General features: G+C 49.5%; 16 protein-coding genes and 3 pseudogenes. 16 read left to right on the forward strand and 3 right to left on the reverse strand.

Annotation, left to right across the window (positions count from 1 at the left end; genetic code table 11):
* The first annotated feature begins 685 nt into the window (after window positions 1-685).
* Window positions 686-2587 carry a molecular chaperone DnaK gene (gene dnaK, locus BN4609_RS07645; RefSeq protein ID WP_021992785.1) on the forward strand — a complete coding sequence of 634 codons (1902 nt, stop codon included), beginning with the start codon at window positions 686-688 and terminating at the stop codon, window positions 2585-2587.
* A 70-nt stretch (window positions 2588-2657) separates the two neighbouring features.
* Window positions 2658-3764, forward strand: coding sequence for an HAD family hydrolase (locus BN4609_RS07650; RefSeq protein WP_068856011.1), 1107 nt, complete (start codon window positions 2658-2660; stop codon window positions 3762-3764).
* 358 nt (window positions 3765-4122) lie between these two features.
* On the opposite strand, the gene BN4609_RS07655 is transcribed toward BN4609_RS07650, so the two are convergent.
* Window positions 4123-4650, reverse strand: a complete 528-nt coding sequence (locus BN4609_RS07655) for a very short patch repair endonuclease (protein ID WP_068856012.1) — start codon at window positions 4648-4650, stop codon at window positions 4123-4125.
* Window positions 4651-5265: 615 nt separating this feature from the next.
* Between BN4609_RS07655 and BN4609_RS07660 the strand changes: the two genes are divergently transcribed.
* Window positions 5266-6501, forward strand: a complete 1236-nt coding sequence (locus BN4609_RS07660; RefSeq protein ID WP_004291422.1) for a site-specific integrase — start codon at window positions 5266-5268, stop codon at window positions 6499-6501.
* Window positions 6502-6512: 11 nt separating this feature from the next.
* Window positions 6513-6875, forward strand: a complete 363-nt coding sequence (locus BN4609_RS07665; protein WP_004291423.1) for a hypothetical protein — start codon at window positions 6513-6515, stop codon at window positions 6873-6875.
* 77 nt (window positions 6876-6952) lie between these two features.
* On the opposite strand, the gene BN4609_RS07670 is transcribed toward BN4609_RS07665, so the two are convergent.
* Window positions 6953-7258: a helix-turn-helix domain-containing protein gene (locus BN4609_RS07670; RefSeq protein WP_004291424.1), complete on the reverse strand. Its 306-nt coding sequence runs from the start codon at window positions 7256-7258 to the stop codon at window positions 6953-6955.
* Between the two features lie 31 nt (window positions 7259-7289).
* A complete protein-coding gene (locus BN4609_RS07675; RefSeq protein ID WP_004291426.1) occupies window positions 7290-7589 on the reverse strand; it encodes a helix-turn-helix domain-containing protein in 300 nt (99 codons plus the stop codon).
* 138 nt (window positions 7590-7727) lie between these two features.
* On the opposite strand from BN4609_RS07675, the gene BN4609_RS07680 reads away from it, so the two are divergent.
* From BN4609_RS07680 to BN4609_RS07735, 12 genes and pseudogenes are all read left to right on the forward strand, one after another.
* Window positions 7728-8153, forward strand: a complete 426-nt coding sequence (locus tag BN4609_RS07680) for a helix-turn-helix domain-containing protein (protein ID WP_004291432.1) — start codon at window positions 7728-7730, stop codon at window positions 8151-8153.
* A gap of 3 nt (window positions 8154-8156) precedes the next feature.
* Window positions 8157-8507 carry a helix-turn-helix domain-containing protein gene (locus BN4609_RS07685; protein ID WP_004291454.1) on the forward strand — a complete coding sequence of 117 codons (351 nt, stop codon included), beginning with the start codon at window positions 8157-8159 and terminating at the stop codon, window positions 8505-8507.
* A 20-nt stretch (window positions 8508-8527) separates the two neighbouring features.
* Entirely contained in the window at window positions 8528-10099 is a 1572-nt protein-coding gene (locus tag BN4609_RS07690) for a DUF3945 domain-containing protein (RefSeq protein ID WP_004291455.1), read from the forward strand.
* A gap of 60 nt (window positions 10100-10159) precedes the next feature.
* Window positions 10160-12247 (forward strand): type IA DNA topoisomerase, encoded by a 2088-nt coding sequence (locus BN4609_RS07695; RefSeq protein ID WP_004291456.1) that lies wholly within the window; start codon window positions 10160-10162, stop codon window positions 12245-12247.
* Between the two features lie 162 nt (window positions 12248-12409).
* Window positions 12410-12862 carry a DUF1896 domain-containing protein gene (locus tag BN4609_RS07700; RefSeq protein ID WP_004304266.1) on the forward strand — a complete coding sequence of 151 codons (453 nt, stop codon included), beginning with the start codon at window positions 12410-12412 and terminating at the stop codon, window positions 12860-12862.
* The gene (locus BN4609_RS07705; RefSeq protein WP_004291462.1) at window positions 12852-18668 is read left to right on the forward strand and encodes a helicase-like domain-containing protein; all 5817 of its coding nucleotides are present in this window, start codon (window positions 12852-12854) and stop codon (window positions 18666-18668) included. The genes BN4609_RS07700 and BN4609_RS07705 overlap by 11 nt, the downstream gene beginning before the upstream one ends.
* Window positions 18669-19325: 657 nt before the next feature.
* A pseudogene (locus tag BN4609_RS07710) lies at window positions 19326-19643 on the forward strand (GTP-binding protein); the annotation flags it as partial.
* Between the two features lie 90 nt (window positions 19644-19733).
* A pseudogene (gene tet / locus BN4609_RS07715) lies at window positions 19734-21347 on the forward strand (tetracycline resistance ribosomal protection protein); the annotation flags it as partial.
* Window positions 21340-21939 (forward strand): annotated as a pseudogene (locus BN4609_RS07720) (tetracycline resistance ribosomal protection protein); the annotation flags it as partial. The pseudogenes tet and BN4609_RS07720, both read left to right, overlap by 8 nt.
* Window positions 21939-24257, forward strand: a complete 2319-nt coding sequence (locus BN4609_RS07725) for a hybrid sensor histidine kinase/response regulator (protein ID WP_004291467.1) — start codon at window positions 21939-21941, stop codon at window positions 24255-24257. The pseudogene BN4609_RS07720 and the gene BN4609_RS07725, both read left to right, overlap by 1 nt.
* Complete coding sequence (locus tag BN4609_RS07730) at window positions 24250-25572, forward strand: sigma-54-dependent transcriptional regulator (RefSeq protein ID WP_004291471.1); 1323 nt, start codon at window positions 24250-24252, stop codon at window positions 25570-25572. Before BN4609_RS07725 ends, BN4609_RS07730 begins: the two co-directional genes overlap by 8 nt.
* 279 nt (window positions 25573-25851) lie before the next feature.
* Entirely contained in the window at window positions 25852-26274 is a 423-nt protein-coding gene (locus BN4609_RS07735; RefSeq protein ID WP_004291474.1) for a dihydrofolate reductase family protein, read from the forward strand.
* Window positions 26275-26471: the final 197 nt, after the last annotated feature.

Consider the following 26471-nt stretch of genomic DNA (forward strand, 5'->3'; position numbering starts at 1 on the left):
ATGATTAACACACATTAACACCAATCGCATCCGATATCATCCCGTCACCGCTTTCACGGGAGCGGACGACGCACACGGAAGAACGGCGGAAAGCCTCCTGACGGTAAAAAATATTGACAGCAGAAAATAGCAAACCGGAAAGTGCGGACGCCTAAAAACGCATCTGAAGCGCATAAATATACATACGGCGACGCCTGTTAATGCTGTCAGACTTGCAGAAGAGCCTTTTCCGCACCGCTGATACAGCTTTTCCGCACACCGATAAAGGCTCCGCCACCACATGAAAGAGGCTCTTCCGCATGCCGGAACGGGCTTTTTGGCGCGGCAGAAAAGGGCATATCGCAAGCACAGATGACATAAACCACACATTATCAACATCTTACACAAACTGCAAAATACGCGCGCAGAGCCAGACAGAGAATTTATTTTTTCGTACAGCCGAATCTCAGCGAGTTGGGCGGCAACAGTAAGGCGGCGTGGCAAGCCAGCAACACAGGGCTCTCATCAAATGAAATCCGCGCGCACGGACGGTACGAATACCATCTCAAAACATGTCATTTTGTCATATAATCTGCCAACAACCGCAGCGTTTCCGACATTTGGCATGCCATTTGTTATTATGACAGCGGACGACTGTCCAAAGATAACATTAAATTGGAATAATAACAAGAAAAAGATAAATATTATGGGAAAGATTATTGGAATCGACTTAGGTACTACGAACTCTTGCGTTGCCGTGTTTGAAGGCAACGAACCTGTAGTGATAACAAACAGCGAAGGCAAGCGCACCACTCCTTCGGTTGTGGGATTCGTGAAAGACGGTGAGCGCAAGGTGGGCGACCCTGCCAAGAGACAGGCTATCACCAACCCTAAGAACACCGTGTACTCTATAAAACGCTTCATGGGCGAGACCTACGCACAGAGCCAGAAAGAGGCAGAGCGCGTTCCGTTCAGCGTTGTGAACGAAGGCGGTTATCCGCGTGTGGACATTGAGGGACGTAAGTATACTCCGCAGGAGATTTCGGCGATGATACTCCAGAAGATGAAGAAGACCGCAGAGGACTATCTGGGACAGGAAGTGACGGATGCGGTCATCACAGTGCCGGCATACTTCTCCGACTCTCAGCGTCAGGCTACAAAGGAGGCAGGACAGATTGCGGGTCTCAACGTTCGCCGTATAGTGAACGAACCTACTGCGGCAGCCCTTGCCTACGGTGTGGACAAGGCAAACAAAGACATGAAGATAGCCGTGTTCGACCTTGGTGGAGGTACGTTCGATATATCTATCCTCGAGTTCGGAGGCGGTGTGTTCGAGGTTCTTTCAACAAACGGTGACACCCATCTGGGCGGTGACGACTTCGACCAGGTGATAATAGACTGGCTCGTAAACGGCTTCAAGGCAGACGAGGGCATCGACCTGAGCAAGGACCCGATGGCAATGCAGCGTCTGAAAGAGGCTGCCGAGAAAGCCAAGATAGAGCTTTCGAGCACAACATCTACGGAAATCAACCTGCCGTACATATCTGCCGAAGGCGGTGTGCCGAAACATCTCGTGAAGACTCTTACACGTTCGCAGTTCGAACAATTGGCTCATGACCTCATACAGGCATGCCTCGTTCCGTGCCAGAACGCCATGAGAGACGCCAAGCTCTCAACATCGCAGATAGACGAAGTGATACTCGTCGGCGGCTCAAGCCGTATACCTGCCGTCCAGACACTCGTGAAGAACTACTTCGGCAAAGAGCCTTCAAAGGGTGTGAACCCGGATGAGGTGGTTGCAGTGGGCGCATCCATACAGGGCGCAATCCTCAACAAGGAAGGCGGTGTGGGCGACATCGTGCTGCTCGACGTCACTCCGCTGACACTGGGTATAGAGACAATGGGCGGCGTGATGACAAAACTCATCGACGCCAACACAACAATACCTTGCAAGAAGAGCGAGACATTCTCCACCGCAGTGGACAACCAGACGGCAGTGACAATACACGTACTGCAGGGTGAGCGTCCGATGGCGTCGCAGAACAAGAGCATCGGTCAGTTCAACCTTGAGGGCATAGCTCCGGCACGTCGCGGTGTTCCGCAGATTGAGGTGACGTTCGACATCGACGCCAACGGTATTCTGAACGTTAGCGCAAAGGACAAAGCCACCGGCAAGGAGCAGGCAATACGCATCGAGGCATCGTCCGGTCTGAGCAAGGAGGAGATTGACCGCATGAAGGCAGAGGCTGAACAGAATGCCGAGGCTGACAAGAAGGAGCGCGAGCGCGTGGACAAGATGAATCAGGCAGACTCGATGATATTCACCACCGAGAACTTCCTGAAGGACAACGGCGACAAGATTCCGGCAGACCAGAAACCGGCAATTGAGTCCGCTCTCCAGCAACTGAAAGACGCTCACAAGAACGGTGACGTGGCAGCAATAGACAACGCCATAAACAACCTGAACACCGTTATGCAGAACGCAAGCGCACAGATGTATCAGGGCGCACAGCCTAACCAGAACGCACAGGCTGACCAGCAGACCCAGAACAACAGCGCGAAAAACGATGACAACATTCAGGATGCGGACTTTGAGGAAGTGAAATAAATATCGTAATTAATAATAAGGAATGGGGCATGATTGCAAAATTGTGCCTCATTTTTTTAGTTTCATCTATATGGGCAAACAATTTATAAGAAAGAATAAGGAAGACAAGCCTGTTGTGGCAATTTGCTACGACTTTGACAAGACATTGTCTCCTGATGACATGCAGGCACAGGGATATATCCAATCTGTAGGTTACGAGATTGAATCTTTCTGGAAGGAGTCTAACGGTTTAGCAGAAGAAAACGAGATGGACCAGAATCTTGCCTATATGTTTACTATGATTCAGAAAGCACATGGGAGATTCATATTCAACAAAAAGACTTTGATGGACTACGGAGGACAAGTGAAATTGTTCCCCGGTGTTGAGAGCTGGTTTGACCGTATCAAGGAGTATGGAAAACAGAAAGGTGTCATTGTAGAGCATTACATTATTTCATCAGGCTTGAAAGAAATGATTGAAGGGACAAAAGTGGCATCGAAGTTTGAGAAGATTTACGCCAGTTCGTTTTATTATGATAAGGACGGAGTTGCTCAATGGCCGGCGCAAGTAATCAATTACACAAGCAAGACACAATTCCTTTTCAGAATAGAAAAAGGGACATTAGACGTCAACGATTTTGGTGTGAACGATTACTTTGCACCTGAAGATATACGGATTCCCTTCCGTAACATGATTTATATAGGAGACAGCGATACGGATATTCCGTGTATGAAACTTGTAAACACGAATTGCGGGCATTCCATCGGAGTATACAATCCTGAGACCAAGGATAAAAGGAAAGTGTATAAAATGATGGAAGACAAGAGAATTAAATATTTTGCACCGGCTGATTATACGTATGGTTCTGAGTTAGACTGTTTGGTGAAAGCCATTATAGACCAGACGGTGTCAAACGAAAAACTGATGTCCATACATTATAAAAATAAAAGAGAACAGACGAGCCAGGATGTCGGTACAGTGAACATAGAGAATAAAGAAAAAGAGAAACTGATACTGGATTTGGAAAACAGTAATAGTTTTAAACAGACTCATTCAATAATTGCACAGTTAAAGAATTATGCGTCTTGGACTGTGAAAGAAATAGAACAGCTTGAGAAAATAGCACAGAAGAATATTCAGGTGTCATACATCATCAACGATGAAGATATAAAAGAGTTCTACGACTCTATAAAGTGATGTTCATTTTAAAGATTCGTTTAAGCAACTGTACAAAATCAAGCGATATTATAAAATTACCCATATGTTATATATCTCTTTGTCATCATCCTATGCGCTGTTCAGGGTTTCATTCCAAAGTCTCATCGGTAGTGTAGCAAGCCACACTCACACTTCGGACTTTTAAATTCAGATACAGAACAGTAAACAATATGATGGCAATTTATTTTGAGTGTATACTTATTATAATATCCGACTCTGACATTATTCGTCCAATATTGTTATGATACTATGACAGAGACACATCAGTAAGACAACAACGAGAAAAATAACTCATCATTTTGGCTTATAACGAACATGTTTCAGTTGATGTTTCACGCTATTGTTTCTTCGCTTTCTCCTCCTTTCCATATAAAGGTTCCGGTTCTGCCACCATAAGATTATTATCACTTTCCTGCATTTCATACTTTTTCACCTTACGGTCTTCAAGAAAAATATGATTCAATGTGTATGCCAATGACTCCAATGTCTGCATCCGGATTTTAGGTTTTAACTGACATTCCCATACAGTGATGCAGTGCCAGCCCATCGCAGCGAGCTGACATTGCTCCTTTTTATCACGCTCCCTATTCCGCTCGATTTTCTTTTGCCAAAACTCTATGTTGGTCTTAGGCAGACGGAAGTATTTGCAATTTTCATGACCATGCCAGAAGCAGCCGTTCACAAAGACGACCGTGCGGTATTTACGCAGCACCAAATCCGGGTGACCCGGCAGACGTGGATGGTTGAGCCGATAGCGGAAGCCCCGGCTGAAAAGGAATTTCCGCACCAATATTTCAGGCTTGGTATCCTTTCCACGTATAGCAGCCATGCAGTGGTGGCGCTGTTCACCGGTCAGTCTGTCCATTTATCAGTTCCATGTTAAACGTAAAGTCTTTACAATATTGCTTTATTATATGTATACAATTTATTTCGTATAACAGAAATATTATCACTTTTGCATTTTGTGACATGCTCGCAATCTATTCTATAAGAAGAAGTGAATTCCTAATCATATCTGTATCATTCAATTACACAAAAAGAAGTTGTTACGCACTGCATACACACTTTCACGCCTTACCTTAACGTGAGTTCTACGAATTGTAAGTGTCTGTAAATTTGGCGATTAGCGAAAACTGTTGTAACTTTATAGTGCAAAGTTACTACAAAAAAGTGAAATGCGGAAAGATATAGTGATAGAATTGAGTTACAAGGGTTTTGGTTGAAGTGGCGATAATCCGTGAAGCCATTACAATCCCTGCCGAAGCCAAATCCTGACGCCGCTACGTTACTTGTTCGTAACCATGCCCGAAAATGCGACAAACGGGTACGAATAGCGAAACAAGGCTCTAAGGAATAGTGAGTTATCCATAACTCATGCGAAAAATCAGGTTACGGAAAAAGATTGCGCCGTTCCTCCCCGTTTTGCGTACCAACACCGGACTCTTCACCAACTAATTTTGAAACCCAAAAATTAAGGACAATGAAGAGTACATTTTCAGTAATCTACTACCTCAAGCGTCAGGTAGTGAAAAAGGACGGGACAGTTCCCGTCATGGGACGCATCACGGTGGACGGCAGCCAGACACAGTTCAGCTGCAAACTGACTGTCGATCCGAAACTGTGGGACACCAAAGGTGGACGTGTCACGGGCAGAAGCACGGCGGCACTCGAAACGAACCGTATGCTTGACAAGATGCGGGTACGCATCAACAGGCATTATCAGGAAATCATGGAGCGTGACAACTTCGTCACGGCGGAGAAGGTGAAGAACGCCTTTCTCGGACTGGAACACCGCTACCACACGCTGATGCAGGTGTTCCGCCAGCACAACGAGGACTACGAGAAGCAGGTGGAGGCAGGCATGAAAGCCAAAGGCACGCTGCTGAAGTACCGCACCGTTTACAAGCACATGCAAGAGTTCCTCGACATCCGCTACCATGTGAAGGACATCGCCCTAAAAGAGCTTACCCCGGCTTTCATCTCCGACTTCGAGATGTTCCTGCGCACGGACAAGCACTGCTGCACCAATACCGTGTGGCTGTACGTCTGCCCGTTACGGACGATGGTATTCATCGCCATCAACAACGAGTGGCTGACGCGCGACCCGTTCCGCGAGTATGAAATCAAGAAGGAGGAAACAACACGCAGTTTCCTGACCAAAGATGAGATCCGCCTGCTGATGGAGGGGAAACTGAAAAACGCCAAACAGGAATTGTACCGCGACCTCTACCTGTTCTGCGCCTTCACGGGGCTGTCGTTCGCGGATATGCGCAACCTTACGGAAGAGAATATCCGCACCTACTTCGACGAACACGAGTGGATAAACATCAACCGCCAGAAAACGGGCGTGGTGTCCAACATCCGCCTGCTCGACATCGCCAACCGCATAATCGGCAAATACCGGGGACTGTGCGGGGACGGCAGGATATTTCCCGTTCCGCATTATAACACGTGCCTTGCCGGTATCCGTGCCGTCGCCAAGCGTTGCGGCATCACCAAGCATATCACGTGGCATCAGAGCCGCCACACGGCAGCCACGACGATATTCCTCTCCAACGGTGTTCCCATCGAAACGGTCAGCTCCATGCTCGGACACAAGAGCATAAAGACGACGCAGATTTACGCAAAGATAACCAAAGAGAAGCTCAATCAGGACATGGAGAACCTTGCCGCAAGATTGAACGGCGTCGAGGAATTTGCAGGTTGCACCATCTAAAAAGAAAAGCCATGAAACGTGACACAATCATCATCGAGGACAAGGCAGTCAGCGTAACCGGTAACGACGTGTGGATGACCGCCACCGAAATAGCCGGATTGTTCCATACGACCGTCCCGGCAGTGAACGCCGCCATCAGAGCCGTCCGCAAGTCGGACGTGCTGAACGACTACGAGGTGTGCCGCTACATGCAGCTTGAAAACGGGCTGCACGCGGACGTGTACGCCCTTGAAATCATCATCCCGGTCGCTTTCAGGGTGAATACCTACAACACCCACCTGTTCCGCACATGGCTGGTGGGAAAGGCACTCTCACAAGAGAAACGGCAGACATACGTGATGTTCATACAGAACGGAAAAGCCGGGTATTGCTGATTGCACATACCCCATAAGACAAGTAAACGGGTAGCACCACAAAAGGTGTCACCCGTTTACTTTTTCATGAAACCGCCTCACTCCAGCGGCTTGCGGTAGTTCGCTTCCAGTACCCCGCGCAGCCCCGTTTCCGGGTAAAGCACCTTCCCTCCCAAAAGTATGAAGGGCAACACGCGGTTGTTGCGGTATTCCTGCAAGGTGCGCCGGCTCACACGGAGCAGTTCCGACACCTCGCCGTCCGTCAGGTAACGTTCCCCGTCCAGCGGAGGACGGTAGCTTTCCAGAAATGCGGACAGCCATTTCGAGCCTTTGCGCATATCCTGCACCACAGAGGCTATCGGCTCGTCTTCCATCGTAAAAACATCGTTGTTCTCGTTCATCATAACTTCGGATTCAGTGGGTGAATAAATCAAATCATCTGCCGTGCGGATAGAGCGTGCCGACAAGCGGTATCAGCCGCTTCACCTCCTCTGGCTTGTAATAGAACCTGCGGTTTATCTGCGAGTAGCCGATAAGCCGCCTGTCACGCAGCGTCTGCAACGTGCGCGGGCTTATTCTCAACTGCCCGCAGACCTCCTCGCCCGTGAGCCATCTTTCCATGCGCCCCGTGTCGCTTTTGCGCCTCAGGGCGGCGACCTTCTCCGAGAGTGCGCCGAATGCCGCCACCATCATCTCGAAAGTCTTTTTCTCGATAGATACTATTTCCATATTCATGTCATTTAGAGTTTGCCGCAAAGGTAACGAAACGGCATACAAGACGTATCGTTTTCCGCTGAAAGGCTGCCTGTTGCGCCGTTTGACCGGGTTACGGAGCCATCTTCCGCAAAAATCTTACGTGAGTCACGTAGTGAGTTGTTAAAGCCCCTTTTGTTTATTGCCGAATTTTGTCGCAGAAACAAAAAGAAAGGACTGAACATGAAAGTGATAACAATGGAAAGTTCCGCCTACAAGGAGATGATGGCGCAGATTGCGAACATCGCAGGGTACATCCGCGAGGCAAGGGACGAGAAGAAACGGAAGCGGGAAACCGAAGACAAGCTGCTTGACACGGCACAGGCGGCGAAGATGCTCAACGTGAGCAAGCGCACCATGCAGCGTATGCGCACCGACCACCGTATCGAGTATGTGGTGGTACGCGGAAGCTGCCGCTACCGCCTTTCCGAGATACTGCGGCTATTGGAGGACAACACAGTAAGGAACGAGGAAGGGACAATAGACACCCTGTTCCACAACCACACGCTGCGCACGGGCGGCAAACCAAAAGGAAGGAGGACATAGGTCATGGAACTGCTCACACGAAACAACTTCGAGGGCTGGATGCAGAAGCTGATGGAACGGCTCGACCGTCAGGACGAACTGCTGCTGGCGATGAAGGCTGAGGGGAAACAGCCCACTATCACGGAAAGCATCCGCCTTTTCGACAATCAGGATTTGTGCATGTTGCTCCAGATAAGCAAACGCACCCTCCAACGCTACCGCAGCGTAGGCGCATTGCCCTACAAGACGCTGGGCAAGAAGACCTATTACAGCGAGGAGGACGTGCTGACATTCCTTTCCAACCATATCAAGGACTTCAAAAAGGAAGATATAGCCTTCTACAAGGCTCGTATCCATAATTTCTTTCATAAATAACCCATTAAAACATTTTTCAGATGGCAAAGAAAAAAGACGAAAAGGACGTGCTGGTAGTCCGTGACGAGAAGACAGGCGAGATCAGCGTGGTAGCCGGGCTGAACGCGGACGGCACACCCAAGCGCACCCCCGCAAAAGCGGAGAACGCGCAGAGTTTCCTGCAATTCGACCGACATGGCGACGTGCTGGACAACTTCTTCAAGAACTTCTTCCGGCAGTGCAAGGAACCCAGCCGCTTCGGTTTCTACCGCATTGCGGCAGACCAAGCTGAAAATCTCTTAGAGGTGATGAAGCAACTGCTGAAAGACCCCGAAGCGAACAAGGAGCTGCTCGCCCCTCACAAGGTGGACACCTCCGACTATGAGAAGAAGGTGCAGGAAGAGATGGCAGCACAACAGACAGAGAAACAAGAACCTCAAAAACAGGAGAACATGGAACAACGGAAAGAACAGCAACAGGACAAATCCGAACAGATGCAGGGCAAACGTGGCTACCAGCCCATCGACGAGAGTAAAATCAACTGGCAGGAGCTGGAGGACAGATGGGGCGTAAAGCGGGACAACCTTGAAAAGTCCGGCGACCTTACGAAGATGCTCAACTATGGCAAGTCCGACTTGGTAAAGGTCAAACCGACCTTCGGCGGCGAATCATTCGAGCTGGACGCCCGCCTCTCCTTCAAGAAGGACGGTGAGGGAAACATCAGCCTCGTGCCGCACTTCATCCGCAAGGAGCAGAAGCTGGATGAGTACAAGGAACACAAATTCTCCGACAATGACCGGAAGAACCTCCGCGAAACGGGCAATCTCGGTAGGGTCGTGGACATTGTGGACAGGGAAACGGGCGAGATCATCCCCTCCTACATCAGCATCGACCGCAAGACGAATGAAATCACGGACATTCCGGCAAGCAGGGTGCGCATCCCGGAGCGCATCGGCAAGACGGAAATCACCACGCAGGAGCGGGACATGCTCCGCGCCGGACTGCCCGTACGCGACAAGCTCATCGAGCGCAACGACGGCAGAAAGTTCGTCACCACCCTGCAAGTGAACGTGGAGCAGCGCGGCGTGGAGTTCGTGCCGGGAACCGGCAAGTCGCCCCGTACCGCACAGACACAGGAAACCAAAGGCGACACATCGAAAAGTCAGGCGCAGGGCGGGGAAAATGCCGCACAGACCAAGAAGGAGCAACGCCGCAACACGTGGACGAACGAGGACGGCAGCATCCGCCCCATCAGCAAATGGAGCGGCGTGAGCTTCACCGACCAGCAGAAAGCCGACTATGTGGCGGGTAAAGCCGTGAAGCTGGAGAACGTGACCGACAAGCAGGGCTTCCATGCCACGATGTATATCAAGTTCAACCCGGAGAAGGGACGCCCGTACCGCTACGACACGAACCCTGACAATGCACAGCAGGTTGCTCCGTCCAACGAGAGCCGCACGCAGGTGGCGGTGAACAACGATGGCAAGACCAACGAGGCTACAAAGAATCTGAGAGAGCCGTTGCAGAAAGGTCAGACCAACCCGAAGGACGCCCGCCAGCAACAGCAGCAGGAGAAGCCGCAGAAGAAAACGGGCAAGGGCATGAAAATGTAATCCCGTGTCCGCCACTGAATCCAAAATAAAATCCAAAGTATCAACAAAAAAGAAGAAGACATGAAGACAATCATTGCAGAAAAGCCCTCCGTGGCACGTGAAATCGCCCGCATCGTGGGCGCGACAAAGAGAGAGGAAGGATATTTCGAGGGAGGCGGTTATGCCGTGACATGGGCATTCGGACACCTCGTTCAGCTTGCCATGCCCGACGGCTACGGCGTGCGCGGATTTGTCCGTGACAACCTCCCGATTATTCCCGACACATTCACGCTCGTCCCCCGTCAGGTCAGGACGGAGAAAGGTTACAAGCCCGACAGCGGCGTGGTGTCGCAGATAAAAGTCATCAAAAGACTGTTCGACACAAGCGAACATATCATCGTGGCGACCGATGCCGGACGCGAGGGAGAGCTTATCTTCCGCTACCTCTACCACTATACGGGTTGCACCACTCCTTTCGTGCGCCTGTGGATCAGCTCTCTCACCGACAAAGCTATCCGCGAGGGACTGCGGAAACTCGAAGACGGCAGCAAATACGACAACCTCTACCTCGCCGCCAAAGCGCGGAGCGAATCCGACTGGCTCGTGGGCATCAACGGCACACAGGCGTTATCCATCGCCGCCGGACACGGCACGTATTCCGTGGGGCGGGTGCAGACACCAACGTTGGCTATGGTATGTGAACGCTACTGGGAGAACCGCCGCTTTACGTCCGAAGCATTCTGGCAGCTCCATATCGCAACGGACGGTTGCGACGGCGAAGTCGTGAAATTCTCATCCTCCGAGAAATGGAAAGAGAAAGAACCGGCGATGGAACTATATAATAAGGTAAAGGCGGCAGGTTGCGCCACTGTCACGAAAGCCGAGCGCAAGGAGAAGACGGAGGAAACTCCCTTGCTCTACGACCTGACCACGCTCCAGAAAGAAGCCAACGCCAAGCACGGCTTCACGGCGGAACAGACGCTTGAAATCGCGCAGAAACTCTACGAAAAGAAGTTGATAACCTATCCGAGAACGGGAAGCCGCTACATCCCCGAAGACGTGTTTGCCGAAATTCCCAAACTGCTCGCTTTCATCGGCACACAGCCCGAATGGAAAGACAAGGTGCGGGCAAAAGCCGCCCCGACACGCCGCAGCGTGGACGACGGCAAGGTGACAGACCACCATGCCCTGCTCGTCACGGGTGAGAAACCGCTCTTCCTCTCCAAAGAGGACAATACCATCTATCAGATGATTGCCGGGCGCATGGTCGAGGCATTCTCTGAGAAATGCGTCAAGGATGTGACCACTGTCACGGCGGAATGTGCCGGAGTGGAGTTTACCGTAAAAGGCAGCGTCGTGAAGCAAACCGGATGGCGTGCCGTCTATGGCGAGGAAAAAGAGGAAATTACCATCCCCGGCTGGCAGGAAGGCGACACGCTGACACCGAAAGGCTCGTCCATTACCGAAGGAAAGACCAAACCCAAGCCGCTGCATACCGAAGCCACCCTGCTCTCGGCAATGGAAACGGCGGGCAAGGAAATTGAGGACGACGCACTGCGGCAGGCGATGAAGGACTGTGGCATCGGTACTCCCGCCACACGCGCCTCCATCATCGAAACGCTTTTCAAGCGCGGTTACATGGAACGCTGCAAGAAGTCGCTTGTTCCCACCGAAAAAGGACTTGCCCTCAATTCCGTCGTCAAGACGATGCGCATCGCCGATGTTGCCATGACGGGCGAATGGGAAAAGGAGCTGGCGCGTATCGAGCGCGGGGAACTGTCCGACGACACCTTCCGCAAGGAGATAGAGGCGTACACACGTGAGATAACCTCCGAACTGATCTCGTGCGACAAGCTCTTCGGCAGCCGTGACTCCGGCTGCGCGTGTCCCAAGTGTGGCACGGGCAGGATGCGGTTCTACGGCAAGGTGGTACGCTGCGACAACACGGAGTGCGGACTGCCCGTGTTCCGGCTGAAAGCGGGACGCACCCTGTCCGACGATGAAATCAAAGACCTGCTCACCGAAGGGCATACCAAGCTGCTCAAAGGGTTCAAGAGCAAACAGGGCAAGAGTTTCGATGCTGTTGTCGCCTTTGACGGGGAATATAACACGACTTTTGTGTTCCCGGAGGCTAAAAAGGACAAGAAATTTTCAGGACGGAAGAAATAGTATTAACTTTGCCACTTGTTCAGAGTAATGAATTGTTCTTCGATACCGGATTACACTCATACTTTGGATTTAGTGGTGGCACTCGGAGGGATACCGAGTGCCTTTTTCTTCCTTTTTCCAACCGATTATCCCGTTAATTATCAATCCGCTAAATCCAAAGTAATGAACAACAAGAAGAAAAACGAGGGTCAGACCGACTTTTCCTATTACGGTCTGTACCTGCTGGACTATCTCCGCACGAACAAGTTTGAACAGGCTGACGACACCGCTTTCATACGGGAACGGGCCGACCGTGCCGCCGAAACGTATGAGAGGGCACGGCTTGAAGGCTATCCCGCCGATGGTGCGCAGGAACTGGCGATGGACACGCTGCTGCGCGGGCTGCATTATTCCCGTTACGCCATCCTCCGCGAAGTCGTGGAAAACGAGTTTGCCGATGAAGTGCCGGAAGAGAAGCGTGAAGCCTTTGTCCTGAAACTGCTGCCGCTTGTCGGCAACGTGTTCTCCGTCTATGACCTCTCGGATGACAATTTCGCCCTGTCTTCCGATTACGACCTGCTCTACACGGAGCTGACGGGAGCAACCGTCCTTTACTTAGACGAATATGGCGTTTAACCGCAAACAGAAACTGCGGGACAACATCGAGGCGATACGGACGGCATTCATCCTTGACAGGGAAAATAGGACAGCGACAACCGAAGAGCGTGCCATACTTCAAAGGTACTGCGGTTTCGGCGGTCTGAAATGTATCCTCAACCCTGCAAAGGAACTGACGGATGCCGTCCGGTGGGCGAAATCCGACCTCGAACTGTTCGCCCCGACGGTGGAGCTGCACAGGCTTATCCGTGAGAACAGCAAGGACGAAACAGAGTACAAGCGGTTTGTGGATTCGCTGAAAGCGTCCGTGCTGACCGCTTTCTACACCCCCAAAGAGATAACCGACACCATCGCGGACGTGCTGGCAGATTACAGCGTCCGCCCCGCCCGTATGCTCGAACCGTCGGCAGGTGTCGGCGTGTTCGTGGATTCCATGCTGCGGCACAGCCCCAATGCGGATGTGATGGCTTTCGAGAAGGATCTGCTCACGGGTACAATCTTGAGGCATCTCTATCCCGACCAGAAAATGCGCACCTGCGGTTTTGAGAAAATCGAAAGACCGTTCAACAATTATTTCGACTTGGCGGTGTCCAACATTCCGTTCGGTGACATTGCCGTGTTCGACGCGGAGTTTCAGCGGAGCGACTCTTTCGGCAGACGCTCCGCCCAGAAAACCATCCACAACTATTTCTTTCTCAAAGGACTGGATGCCGTGCGTGACGGCGGTATCGTGGCGTTCATCACCTCGCAAGGGGTATTGAATAGCACCAAGACCTCCGTGCGTAACGAGCTGTTCAGTCAGGCCAATCTGGTATCCGCGATACGCCTGCCCAACAACCTGTTCACGGACAACGCGGGCACGGAGGTGGGCAGTGACCTGATTGTCCTGCAAAAGAACCTCAGCAAGAAGGAAATGTCGCAGGACGAGCGGCTGATGACCGTGATACAGACGGACACGAAAACCGCCCTGACCGACAACGCCTATTTCATCCACCACCCGGAACGCATCGTGCATACGATGGCGAAACTTGACACAGACCCCTACGGGAAGCCCGCTATGGTTTATCTGCACGAGGGCAAGGCAGCAGGCATCGCCGGGGATTTGCGCCGTATGCTCGACGAGGATTTCCATTACAGGCTTGCCATGCGCTTGTATTCGGGTTCAATCCGGCAGGCAGGAACGGAAGAAAAAGTTGCCGTTCAAAATAAAGTAGAGCGTCCTGCCATAAAATTGGAAACAGTATCCTCGGCGCAGACGGTGGAAACTCCGACAGAAAAGCCGCAACCCGCAGATGAAAAGCCGGAGATAGAACCGCGCCCGCAATATTCCGCAGGCGTGCAGCTCACCCTGCTTGACCTCTGGGGGATGACGGAAGAGGTCAGCCAACCGAAAACCTCCAAAAAGAAAAAGACGGTGAAAAAGGCAGTTACGGCAAAGTCCACTCCGCCCAAACCGAAAGTCACGGTTACACCGACAGCTCCAACTGCAAAACCCGCAATGGAGAATAAGGAGGTGAAAGCGGAGAACACCGCCAAGCCTGCCGACCCGGACGACATCTATGCCACACTGGACTGGGATACCAATCCTCCCATCAACGGTTTCTATGAAATGATGATGGGTTTGACGCCGGAGCGTAGGAAAGAACTTCGGGAACTGGCAAGGCAGCATAACGAGAAACAAGTGGCGGAAAAGACGGAAGTGAAAGCCGTGCCGGAAACTTCCCGTGAGCAGCCACGACAGGAGGAAACACAGCCGGAGGCAGTCGCCGCACCTGCCGTTACAGATACCCCATCGGAAGCGGTGGGGACTTTCCTTTTCCCCGACATCGAAGCGGAAAAGCCGAAGGAGGAAGTCGTGGACCTTTCTCCGCGTGCCTACCACCGCACGCCGGAGATGCACCTGCGCGAAGGGTCGCTGGTGGCTGACCGGGGGCGTCATAACATCGGCTACCTGAAAGACATCACGCCATACGGGGCGACATTCCAGCCGCTCGACCTGAAAGGATACCAGAAGGAAAAGGCGTTGTTGTATGTGTCGCTGCGTGACGCCTACGAGCGTCTGTACCGTTATGAATCGCTCCGGCGCGAGGCAAATGTTCCGTGGCGAGAGCATCTGAATACCTGTTACGATGAGTTTGTCATGCGCTACGGCAACCTCAACGCCAAGCAGAACGTGAAGTTAGTGATGATGGATGCGGGCGGGCGCGACATCCTTTCGCTGGAACGGATGGAAAACGGAAAGTTCGTCAAGGCGGACATCTTCGAGCATCCTGTTTCCTTCGCGGTGGAGAGCCATGCCAACGTAGGCTCTCCCGAAGAAGCCCTGTCTGCGTCGCTCAACAAATATGGTACGGTCAATCTCGACTATATGCGGGAGATAACCGACAGCACGGCGGAGGATTTGCTCACTGCCCTGCAAGGGCGCATCTACTACAATCCGCTCGTGACCGGTTACGAAATCAAAGACCGTTTCATCGCCGGAAATGTCATAGAGAAAGCGGAACGCATAGAGGCATGGATGGGTGACAATCCCGAAAATGAGCGTATGCCGGAGGTGAAGCAGGCGTTGGAGGCTCTGAAAGATGCCGAGCCGCAGCGCATCGCCTTCGAGGATCTGGACTTCAATTTCGGGGAACGCTGGATTCCGACGGGTGTCTATGCCGCCTACATGAGCCGGCTGTTCGACACGGAGGTGAAAATCGCCTATTCCGCAAGCATGGACGAGTTTTCGGTGGTGTGCGGCTACCGCACCATGAAAATCACGGACGAGTTTCTGGTGAAGGGGTATTACCGGAACTATGACGGTATGCACCTCCTAAAACACGCCCTGCACAACACCTGCCCTGACATGATGAAGTCCATCGGCAAGGACGAGCATGGCAACGACATCAAGATGCGCGACAGCGAGGGAATACAACTCGCCAACGCCAAGATTGACGAGATACGAAACGGCTTCTCCGAATGGCTCGAAGAGCAGTCGCCGCAGTTCAAGGAGCGGCTTGTGACGATGTATAACCGCAAGTTCAACTGTTTCGTGCGCCCGCGCTACGACGGCTCCCATCAGACCTTTCCCGACCTCAACCTGAAAGGGCTGGCAAGCCGGGGTATCAAGAGCGTCTATCCCTCACAGATGGATTGCGTCTGGATGTTGAAACAGAACGGCGGCGGAATTTGCGACCACGAGGTGGGAACCGGTAAGACGCTGATAATGTGCATCGCCGCGCATGAGATGAAGCGTCTGAATTTGGCACACAAGCCGATGATTATCGGGCTGAAAGCCAACGTTGCGGAGATTGCAGCCACCTATCAGGCGGCATATCCCAACGCACGTATTCTGTACGCTTCGGAGAAGGACTTTTCGACCGCCAACCGTGTGCGCTTCTTCAATAATATAAAGAACAACGACTACGATTGCGTCATCATGTCGCACGACCAGTTCGGCAAGATACCGCAGTCGCCGGAATTGCAGCAGCGCATCCTGCAAGCAGAGCTTGACACGGTGGAGGAAAACCTCGAAGTGCTACGGCAGCAGGGAAAGAACGTGTCGCGGGCGATGCTGAAAGGATTGGAGAAGCGCAAGCACAACCTTGAAGCGAAGCTGGAGAAGGTGGAACACGCCATAAAGTCACGCACGGACGACGTGGTGGATTTCAAGCAGATGGGCATCGACCACATCTTCATAGATGAGAGCCACCAGTTCAAGAATCTGACTTTCAACACGCGCCACGACCGTGTGGCGGGATTGGGAAACAGCGAGGGAAGCCAGAAGGCACTTAACATGCTCTTTGCCATACGCACCATACAGGAGCGCACAGGAAAAGACTTGGGTGCGACCTTCCTCTCCGGCACGACTATCAGCAACTCACTGACTGAATTGTACCTGCTGTTCAAGTACCTGCGCCCGAAGGAGCTGGAACGGCAGGACATAAGGTGTTTCGACGCTTGGGCGGCGATATTTGCCAAGAAGACGACGGATTTTGAATTTAACGTGACGAACAATGTGGTCCAGAAGGAGCGTTTCCGCTACTTCATCAAAGTGCCGGAGCTTGCCGCCTTCTATAATGAAATCACGGACTACCGCACGGCGGAGGATGTGGGCGTTGACCGTCCTGCCAAGAACGAGATACTGCACCATATACCGCCCACGCCGGAACAGGAGGACTTCATACAGAAACTGATGCAGTTCGCCAAGACGGGCGATGCCACCTTGTTGGGCAGGCTGCCGCTTTCGGAAACGGAAGAAAAGGCGAAGATGCTCATCGCCACGGACTATGCCCGGAAAATGGCACTCGACATGCGCATGATAGACCCGAATTACGAAGATCATCCCGACAACAAAGCGAGTCACTGTGCCAAGATGATCGCGGAGTATTATCAAAAATACGACGCCCAGAAAGGCACGCAGTTCGTTTTCTCTGATTTGGGGACATACCAGCCGGGCGACGGGTGGAACGTCTATTCGGAAATCAAGCGCAAACTGACGGAGGACTACGGTATACCGCCAAGCGAGGTGCGCTTCATTCAGGAGTGCAAGACCGACAAGGCGCGGAAGGCGGTGATAGACGCCATGAACGCCGGGACGGTGCGTGTGCTGTTCGGCTCTACCTCTATGCTCGGAACGGGTGTGAACGCCCAGAAACGGTGTGTGGCTATCCATCATCTCGATACGCCGTGGCGACCGTCCGACTTGCAACAGCGTGACGGACGCGGAGTTAGGGCAGGTAATGAGATTGCCAAACATTTCGCCGGGAACAACGTGGATGTAATCATCTACGCGGTGGAGAAGTCACTGGACAGCTACAAGTTCAACCTCCTGCACTGCAAGCAGACTTTCATAAGCCAGCTCAAAAGCGGTGCGATGGGTGCGCGTACCATCGACGAGGGGGCAATGGACGAAAAATCGGGCATGAATTTCTCGGAATACATGGCGTTGCTCTCCGGCAATACCGACCTGTTGGACAAGGCGAAACTGGAAAAGCGGATCGCATCGCTCGAAGGGGAACGCAAGTCGTTCAACAAGGGCAAGCGTGATTCGGAGTTCAAGCTGGAGTCAAAGACCGGCGAGTTGCGCAACAACACGGCTTTCATAGATGCCATGACGGAGGACTGGAACCGCTTCCTGTCGGTGGTGCAGACCGACAAGGAGGGCAACCGCCTTAATATAATAAAGGTGGACGGAGTGGATTCCGCCGATGAGAAGGTCATCGGAAAGCGTTTGCAGGAGATAGCCAAGAATGCCACGACCGGAGGGTTGTACACGCAGGTCGGTGAACTTTACGGTTTTCCGATAAAGGTGGTGAGCGAAAGGATACTCAAAGAGGGATTGGAGTTCACCGACAACCGCTTCGTGGTCGAGGGGAACTACAAGTACACCTACAACAACGGGCATCTGGCGATGGCTGACCCGTTGGCCGCCGCCCGCAACTTCCTCAACGCGATGGAGAGGATACCCTCCATCATCGACCAGTACAAGGCGAAGAACGAGGTGCTGGAGATGGAGATACCGCAGTTACAGGAGATAGCGGGTAAGGTGTGGAAGAAGGAGGACGAGCTGAAGCAGTTGAAGTCCGAACTTGCCGCCCTTGACCGAAAAATTCAGCTGGAGCTTGCGCCACCCACGCCCGAAGTCGCAGAAAAGGAGAATGAAGGGCAACAGCTCAAGCCGGAAGCGGAAGATGTGAGGAACAGGCAGGCGCAATATCCCGAAAATGCACCGCCGCAGATACGCAGTCCGGCGGATAGTATCGTTGCCAACCATGTCATAATCGGGCGTCCGGGACTGTATGCCAAGGAGGAAACCCGGTCCAAAGGATTGAAAATATAACCTAAGGAATTTTATCTGAAGTATTAATAAGGGCTATCCCAAAAGGTCTAAAAGTAAATTTTATCCTTTCTGCAAGTATCTATAGGATGGCAACTGCATTTTTTTCTTTTTGGGCAGCCCTTATTAAAATTTATTCTTATTTTAGGTTATATACATTCATGTCCATTTATGTAAAAAATTCCTGCTGACCTTGTTTATGTCTTGTCAGTCACCATTTGCAAAACCATATTTGACCCTCAAAGAGGCTGAATTTGATAAGTAACTTGCTACATACTCATAATAAGGAGCTAAATAGAACACGAATGGGAAATACACAAATGCTAAACTAAAGAAGATATTGGCCAAAATAAACGCTATACCGAGAGAGAAACTTGATTTTTCAACTTCCTAAAACGGTGTTGTTCAAACATTTCTACTTATTTGTACTTGCCAGTTGAACCTACGCTTCCCTAATAAAATGTCTATGGTAAAAAGTTAAAAAATCCTCCCACTTTTGTTAGATATATTTTTTTGTGTAATTTTGTAATCGTTATGCGGCAGTAATAATATACATATTAATACGAGTTAGTAATCCTGTAGTTCTCATATGCTACGAGGAGGTATTAAAAGGTGCGTTTCGACAATGCATCTACTGTAGTATATTATTGCTTAATCCAAATGAATATTATAAATTTAGGAATTCTTGCTCACATTGATGCAGGAAAAACTTCCGTAACCGAGAATCTGCTGTTTGCCAGTGGAGCAACGGAAAAGTGCGGCCGTGTGGATAATGGTGACACCATAACGGACTCTATGGATATAGAGAAACGTAGAGGAATTACTGTCCGGGCTTCTACGACATCTATTATCTGGAATGGAGTGAAATGCAATATCATTGACACTCCGGGACACATGGATTTTATTGCGGAAGTGGAGCGGACATTCAAAATGCTTGATGGAGCAGTCCTCATCTTATCCGCAAAGGAAGGCATACAAGNAATCCTGTAGTTTTCTACATGCTACGAGGAGGTATTAAAAGGTGCGTTTCGGCAATGCATCTATTGTAGTATATTATTGCTTAATCAAATGAACATTATAAATTTAGGAATTCTTGCTCACATTGATGCAGGAAAAACTTCCGTAACCGAAAATCTGCTATTTGCCTGCGGAGCAACGGAAAAGCGCGGCAGTGTTGATAAAGGTGACACCATAACGGACTCTATGGATATAGAGAAACGTAGAGGAATTACTGTCCGGGCTTCTACGACATCTATTATCTGGAATGGAGTGAAATGCAATATCATTGACACTCCGGGACACATGGATTTTATTGCGGAAGTGGAGCGGACATTCAAAATGCTTGATGGAGCAGTCCTCATCTTATCCGCAAAGGAAGGCATACAAGCGCAGACAAAGTTGCTGTTCAGTACTTTACAAAAGCTGCAAATCCCGACAATTATATTTATCAATAAGATTGACCGTGCCGGTGTGAATTTGGAGCGTTTGTATATGGATATAAAAACAAATCTGTCGCAAGATGTCCTGTTTATGCAAACTGTTGTCGATGGATCGGTTTATCCGGTTTGCTCCCAAACATATATAAAGGAAGAATACAAAGAATTTGTATGCAACCATGACGACGATATATTAGAACGATATTTGGCGGATAGCGAAATTTCACCGGCTGATTATTGGAATACGATAATCGCTCTTGTGGCAAAAGCCAAAGTCTATCCGGTGCTACATGGATCAGCAATGTTCAATATCGGTATCAATGAGTTGTTGGACGCCATTTCTTCTTTTATACTTCCTCCGGCATCAGTCTCAAACAGACTTTCAGCTTATCTCTATAAGATAGAGCATGACCCCAAAGGGCATAAAAGAAGTTTTCTTAAAATAATTGACGGAAGTCTGAGACTTCGAGACGTTGTAAGAATCAACGATTCGGAAAAATTCATCAAGATTAAAAATCTAAAGACTATTTATCAGGGCAGAGAGATAAATGTTGATGAAGTGGGTGCCAATGATATCGCGATTGTAGAAGATATAGAAGATTTTCGAATCGGAGATTATTTAGGTGCTAAACCTTGTTTGATTCAAGGATTATCTCATCAGCATCCCGCTCTCAAATCCTCCGTCCGGCCAAATAAGCCCGAAGAGAGAAGCAAGGTGATATCCGCTCTGAATACATTGTGGATTGAAGACCCGTCTTTGTCCTTTTCCATAAACTCATATAGTGATGAATTGGAAATCTCGTTATATGGTTTGACCCAAAAGGAAATCATACAGACATTGCTGGAAGAACGATTTTCCGTAAAGGTCCATTTTGATGAGATCAAGACTATCTACAAAGAACGACCTATAAAAAAGGTCAATAAGATTATTCAGATCGAAGTACCACCCAACCCTTACTGGGCCACAATAGGGCTGACTCTTGAACCCTTACCGTTAGGGGCAGGGTTGCAAATCGAAAGTGACATCTCCTATGGTTATCTGAACCATTCTTTTCAAAATGCCGTTTTTGAAGGGATTCGTATGTCTTGCCAATCTGGTTTACATGGATGGGAAGTGACAGATCTGAAAGTAACTTTTACTCAAGCCGAGTATTATAGCCCGGTAAGTACACCTGCTGATTTCAGACAATTGTCTCCTTATGTCTTCAGGTTGGCTTTGCAACAATCAGGAGTGGATATTCTCGACAATAGGGCTGACTCTTGAACCCTTACCGTTAGGGGCAGGGTTGCAAATCGAAAGTGACATCTCCTATGGTTATCTGAACCATTCTTTTCAAAATGCCGTTTTTGAAGGGATTCGTATGTCTTGCCAATCTGGTTTACATGGATGGGAAGTGACAGATCTGAAAGTAACTTTTACTCAAGCCGAGTATTATAGCCCGGTAAGTACACCTGCTGATTTCAGACAGCTGACCCCTTATGTCTTCAGGCTGGCTTTGCAACAGTCAGGTGTGGACATTCTCGAACCGATGCTCTGTTTTGAGTTGCAGATACCCCAAGTAGCGAGTTCCAAAGCTATTACAGATTTGCAAAAACTGATGTCTGAGATTGAAGACATCAGTTGTAATAATGAGTGGTGTCATATTAAAGGGAAAGTTCCATTAAATACAAGTAAAGACTATGCCTCAGAAGTAAGTTCGTACACTAAGGGCTTAGGCATTTTTATGGTTAAGCCATGTGGGTATCAAATAACAAAAGACGGTTATTCTGATAATATCCGCATGAACGAAAAAGATAAACTTTTATTCATGTTCCAAAAATCAATGTCATTAAAATAATGGAGCGGTCAGGAAATTTCTATAAGGCAATACGGTTGGGATATATACTTATCTCCATTCTTATCGGATGTATGGCATATAATAGCCTCTATGAATGGCAGGAGATAGAAGCATTAGAACTTGGCAATAAAAAAATAGACGAGCTCCGAAAAGAAATAAACAATATCAATATTCAAATGATAAAATTTTCTCTATTGGGTGAAACAATACTGGAATGGAACGATAAAGATATCGAGCATTACCATGCACGGCGTATGGCAATGGACAGTATGCTCTGCCGTTTCAAGGCCACCTATCCAGCAGAGCGCATCGATAGTGTGCGCAGTCTTTTAGAGGATAAGGAACGACAGATGTTCCAGATAGTCCGGTTAATGGATGAACAACAATCTATTAACAAGAAGATAGCCAATCAAATTCCGGTTATTGTACAGAAAAGTGTGCAGGAACAGTCCAAAAAGCCAAAACGAAAAGGTTTCTTAGGCATATTCGGCAAAAAAAAGGAAGTAACTCCAGCAGTATCAACCACTATCCTTCATTCGGTCAATAGAAACGTAATCAGCGAACAGAAAGTGCAGGATCGCCAATTGTCGGAACAAGCCGACAGCCTTGCAGCTCGTAATGCAGAACTTAACAGACAACTGCAAGAATTGATTTGCCAAATAGAAGAAAAGGTACAAACCGAACTGCAAAGCCGGGAAAACGAAATAGTTGCCATGCGTGAAAAGTCATTTATGCAAGTAGGCGGTTTAATGGGATTCGTTCTTCTATTGTTGTTAATTTCCTACATCATCATACATCGTGATGCAAAAAGCATTAAACAATACAAGCACAAGACAACTGATTTGATAAGGCAACTGGAACAATCCGTACAACGGAACGAGGCACTGATAACGTCAAGGAAGAAGGCGGTACATACTATCACCCATGAACTGCGCACACCGCTGACAGCAATAACAGGCTATGCCGGACTGATACGGAAAGAACAGTGTGAGGATAAGTCCGGGCAGTATATCCAAAACATACTGCAATCCTCCGACCGTATGCGGGATATGCTTAACACTTTGCTTGACTTCTTCCGCCTGGACAACGGCAAGGAACAGCCCCGTCTGTCACCCTGCCGGATTTCAGCAATCACGCACACACTTGAAACGGAGTTCATGCCTGTTGCCGTGAACAAAGGGCTGTCCTTGTCCGTGAAGACTGGACACGATGCCATTGTATTGACCGACAAAGAGCGAATAATACAAATCGGGAATAACCTGCTGTCAAACGCTGTCAAGTTCACAGAAGAAGGCGGTGTTTCTTTGATTACTGAATATGATAATGGAGTTCTGACACTGGTCGTTGAAGATACAGGTACAGGCATGACAGAAGAGGAACAGAAACAAGCGTTCGGTGCGTTTGAACGTCTATCAAATGCCGCCGCAAAGGAGGGTTTCGGGCTTGGGCTTGCCATAATGCGTAATATTGTGTCGATGCTTGGCGGAACAATCCGTTTAGACAGCAAGAAAGGGAAAGGCAGTCGTTTCACAGTTGAAATTTCTATGCAGGAAGCTGAAGAACAGCTTGGATATACAAGCAATACACCTGTTTATCATAACAATAAATTCCATGATGTTGTCGCCATTGACAATGATGAGGTATTACTTCTGATGCTGAAAGAGATGTATTCCCAAGAAGGAATACACTGCGACACTTGCACCGATGCTGCGGCACTGATGGAAATGATACGCCAGAAAGAATACAGCCTGTTGCTGACAGACTTGAATATGCCCGATATAAACGGTTTCGAATTGCTGGAACTGTTGCGTTCGTCCAACGTGGGCAATTCACCAACAATCCCGGTGGTTGTGGCAACCGCTTCGGGCAGTTGTAACAAAGGGGAACTATTGGCAAAAGGCTTTGCCGGATGCCTGTTCAAACCGTTCTCCATATCGGAACTGATGGAGGTTTCCGACAGGTGTGCCATAAAAGCGACACCGGACGGGAAACCGGACTTTTCCGCCTTATTGTCCTATGGCAATGAAGCCGTCATGCTGGAAAAGTTGATAACTGAAACAGAAAAGGAAATGCAGGCGGTACGGGATGCAGCAAAAGAAAAAGACCTGCAAAAGCTGGATTCCCTGATCCACCACCTGCGCAGTTCGTGGGAGGTGCTCCGTGCCGACCAACCGCTGAATGTACTTTACGGATTGCTTCGTGGCGATGCTCTCCCGGATGGTGAAGCGTTAAGCCATGCCGTGACTGCCGTGCTGGATAAGGGAGTGGAAATAATACGGTTGGCAGAAGAGGAAAGGAGAAAATACGAAGATGAATAAGACAAAAATAATTGTGGTGGAAGACAACATCGTGTATTGCGAATATGTCTGCAATATGCTGTCACGGGAGGGCTACCGCAATATGAAGGCTTACCACCTCTCAACCGCGAAGAAACATCTGCAACAGGCAACAGATAATGATATCGTGGTTGCCGACCTGCGTCTGCCTGACGGCAGTGGCATAGACCTTTTGTGCTGGATGCGAAAGGAGGGAAAGATGCAGCCCTTCATCATTATGACCGACTACGCCGAAGTTAATACCGCCGTGGAAAGCATGAAACTCGGCTCGATAGACTATATTCCCAAACAGCTTGTGGAGGATAAACTTGTCCCCCTGATCCGTTCCATACTGAAAGAACGTCAGGCAGGACAACGCCGTATGCCTATATTCGCCCGTGAAGGTTCCGCCTTTCAGAAAATCATGCACCGCATAAGGCTGGTAGCCGCCACCGATATGAGCGTGATGATATTTGGTGAGAACGGCACGGGCAAGGAGCATATTGCCCACCTGTTGCATGACAAGAGCAAACGTGCAGGCAAGCCATTTGTGGCGGTGGACTGCGGTTCACTCTCCAAAGAGCTTGCACCGTCGGCTTTCTTCGGACACGTCAAAGGTGCATTTACAGGTGCGGACAATGCCAAGAAAGGATATTTCCATGAGGCGGAAGGCGGCACGTTGTTTCTGGACGAGGTAGGAAACCTCGCGTTGGAAACCCAACAGATGTTGCTCCGTGCCATACAGGAGAGGCGGTATCGCCCGGTCGGAGACAAGGCAGACCGGAATTTCAATGTCCGCATCATCGCTGCTACCAATGAAGATTTGGAGGTATCGGTGAATGAAAAGCGTTTTCGGCAGGATCTTCTGTACCGCCTGCACGACTTCGGGATAACCGTTCCTCCGTTGCGTGACTGTCAAGAAGACATTATGCCGCTGGCAGAGTTCTTCCGTGATATGGCAAACAGAGAGCTGGAGTGTAGCGTGAGCGGGTTCAGTTCCGAAGCACGTAAAGCGTTGCTGACACACGCATGGCCGGGCAACGTGCGGGAACTTCGGCAGAAAGTTATGGGTGCTGTATTGCAGGCGCAGGAAGGTGTTGTCATGAAAGAGCATCTGGAACTTGCCGTGACGAAACCGACCTCTACTGTCAGCTTCGCCTTGCGCAATGACGCGGAGGATAAGGAGCGGATATTGCGTGCGTTGAAACAGGCAAACGGCAACCGGAGTGTCGCCGCAGAACTGCTCGGCATAGGCAGGACAACACTATACAGCAAACTTGAAGAGTATGGACTTAAATATAAATTCAAGCAATCATAGCCCGTAATTCACTGAATTTGGCTATCTTTGCATAACATTTGAGAAAAACGGCGATTGGCAGGAGCTTTTCGCCGCCAACATATAGGATAAGACCGCAAGGCGTTTCAAGCGAAAATCTGGTAAATTGGAACTACGGAGACGATTGCGTGATGCTTATGCTATGCTTACGCATAGCGTGCATTCACGTACTCTCCGTAAAGGCTTTACCAGAGCCATCGCTTGAAGGTAGTGTGAATTGCACGCTACTTTTTTACCCTTGCCTAACGAAAGGAAACGATTATGGGTAAAGTTCAGATTCTCGCCGTACTGACGATGGACGGATGTCTTTCTTCAGAGTTATATGATAAAGCACATCAGGATTTGTGCCTTGACCGTTGCGGTCTTGATGAAATCAGGAAGAAAGCCTTTTACCGTGTGACACCGGACTATTCCATTTCAATGCTGCACGAATGGAGAAAAGACTGCACAAACATCCGTTACCTCGCGGAAGCCACACCGGACACGGCAGACTATATAAACGGACTGCTGCGGATGCACGCTGTGGATGAAATCATACTATACACCGTTCCTTTCATATCCGGAAGCGGACGACATTTTTTTAAGTCGGCTCTGCCAGAGCAACACTGGACGCTTTCCTCTTTGAAAAGCTATCCCAACGGTGTATGTCGCATTATCTATATCCTTGATAAAAAAGCAAGATAGCCAAAATGTGCGGCAAGCATACATTTCTATTTTCAGGAATAGAATAAATGTTCCGATTACAAACAATTTAAGTCGGAGATAATTTGTCCTTGTGAAAAAATACTGAATTTTATACCTCTGAAATCCAGCACTTTGTAAAATTGAGTGTTGGATTTTTTATTTTCTGCCGCGTTTTTTGCCAATTATATTCATGTGCG

The organism is Leyella lascolaii (assembly GCF_900079775.1).
Taxonomy (GTDB): domain Bacteria; phylum Bacteroidota; class Bacteroidia; order Bacteroidales; family Bacteroidaceae; genus Prevotella; species Prevotella lascolaii.

What these genes read in the sequence shown, in the direction of transcription:
- dnaK (WP_021992785.1), top strand. Translation starts at nt 686, where the DNA reads ATGGGAAAGATTATTGGAATCGACTTAGGTACTACGAACTCTTGCGTT.
- BN4609_RS07650 (WP_068856011.1), top strand. Translation starts at nt 2,658, where the DNA reads ATGGGCAAACAATTTATAAGAAAGAATAAGGAAGACAAGCCTGTTGTG.
- BN4609_RS07655 (WP_068856012.1), bottom strand. Translation starts at nt 4,650, where the DNA reads ATGGACAGACTGACCGGTGAACAGCGCCACCACTGCATGGCTGCTATA.
- BN4609_RS07660 (WP_004291422.1), top strand. Translation starts at nt 5,266, where the DNA reads ATGAAGAGTACATTTTCAGTAATCTACTACCTCAAGCGTCAGGTAGTG.
- BN4609_RS07665 (WP_004291423.1), top strand. Translation starts at nt 6,513, where the DNA reads ATGAAACGTGACACAATCATCATCGAGGACAAGGCAGTCAGCGTAACC.
- BN4609_RS07670 (WP_004291424.1), bottom strand. Translation starts at nt 7,258, where the DNA reads ATGATGAACGAGAACAACGATGTTTTTACGATGGAAGACGAGCCGATA.
- BN4609_RS07675 (WP_004291426.1), bottom strand. Translation starts at nt 7,589, where the DNA reads ATGAATATGGAAATAGTATCTATCGAGAAAAAGACTTTCGAGATGATG.
- BN4609_RS07685 (WP_004291454.1), top strand. Translation starts at nt 8,157, where the DNA reads ATGGAACTGCTCACACGAAACAACTTCGAGGGCTGGATGCAGAAGCTG.
- BN4609_RS07690 (WP_004291455.1), top strand. Translation starts at nt 8,528, where the DNA reads ATGGCAAAGAAAAAAGACGAAAAGGACGTGCTGGTAGTCCGTGACGAG.
- BN4609_RS07695 (WP_004291456.1), top strand. Translation starts at nt 10,160, where the DNA reads ATGAAGACAATCATTGCAGAAAAGCCCTCCGTGGCACGTGAAATCGCC.
- BN4609_RS07700 (WP_004304266.1), top strand. Translation starts at nt 12,410, where the DNA reads ATGAACAACAAGAAGAAAAACGAGGGTCAGACCGACTTTTCCTATTAC.
- BN4609_RS07705 (WP_004291462.1), top strand. Translation starts at nt 12,852, where the DNA reads ATGGCGTTTAACCGCAAACAGAAACTGCGGGACAACATCGAGGCGATA.
- BN4609_RS07725 (WP_004291467.1), top strand. Translation starts at nt 21,939, where the DNA reads ATGGAGCGGTCAGGAAATTTCTATAAGGCAATACGGTTGGGATATATA.
- BN4609_RS07730 (WP_004291471.1), top strand. Translation starts at nt 24,250, where the DNA reads ATGAATAAGACAAAAATAATTGTGGTGGAAGACAACATCGTGTATTGC.
- BN4609_RS07735 (WP_004291474.1), top strand. Translation starts at nt 25,852, where the DNA reads ATGGGTAAAGTTCAGATTCTCGCCGTACTGACGATGGACGGATGTCTT.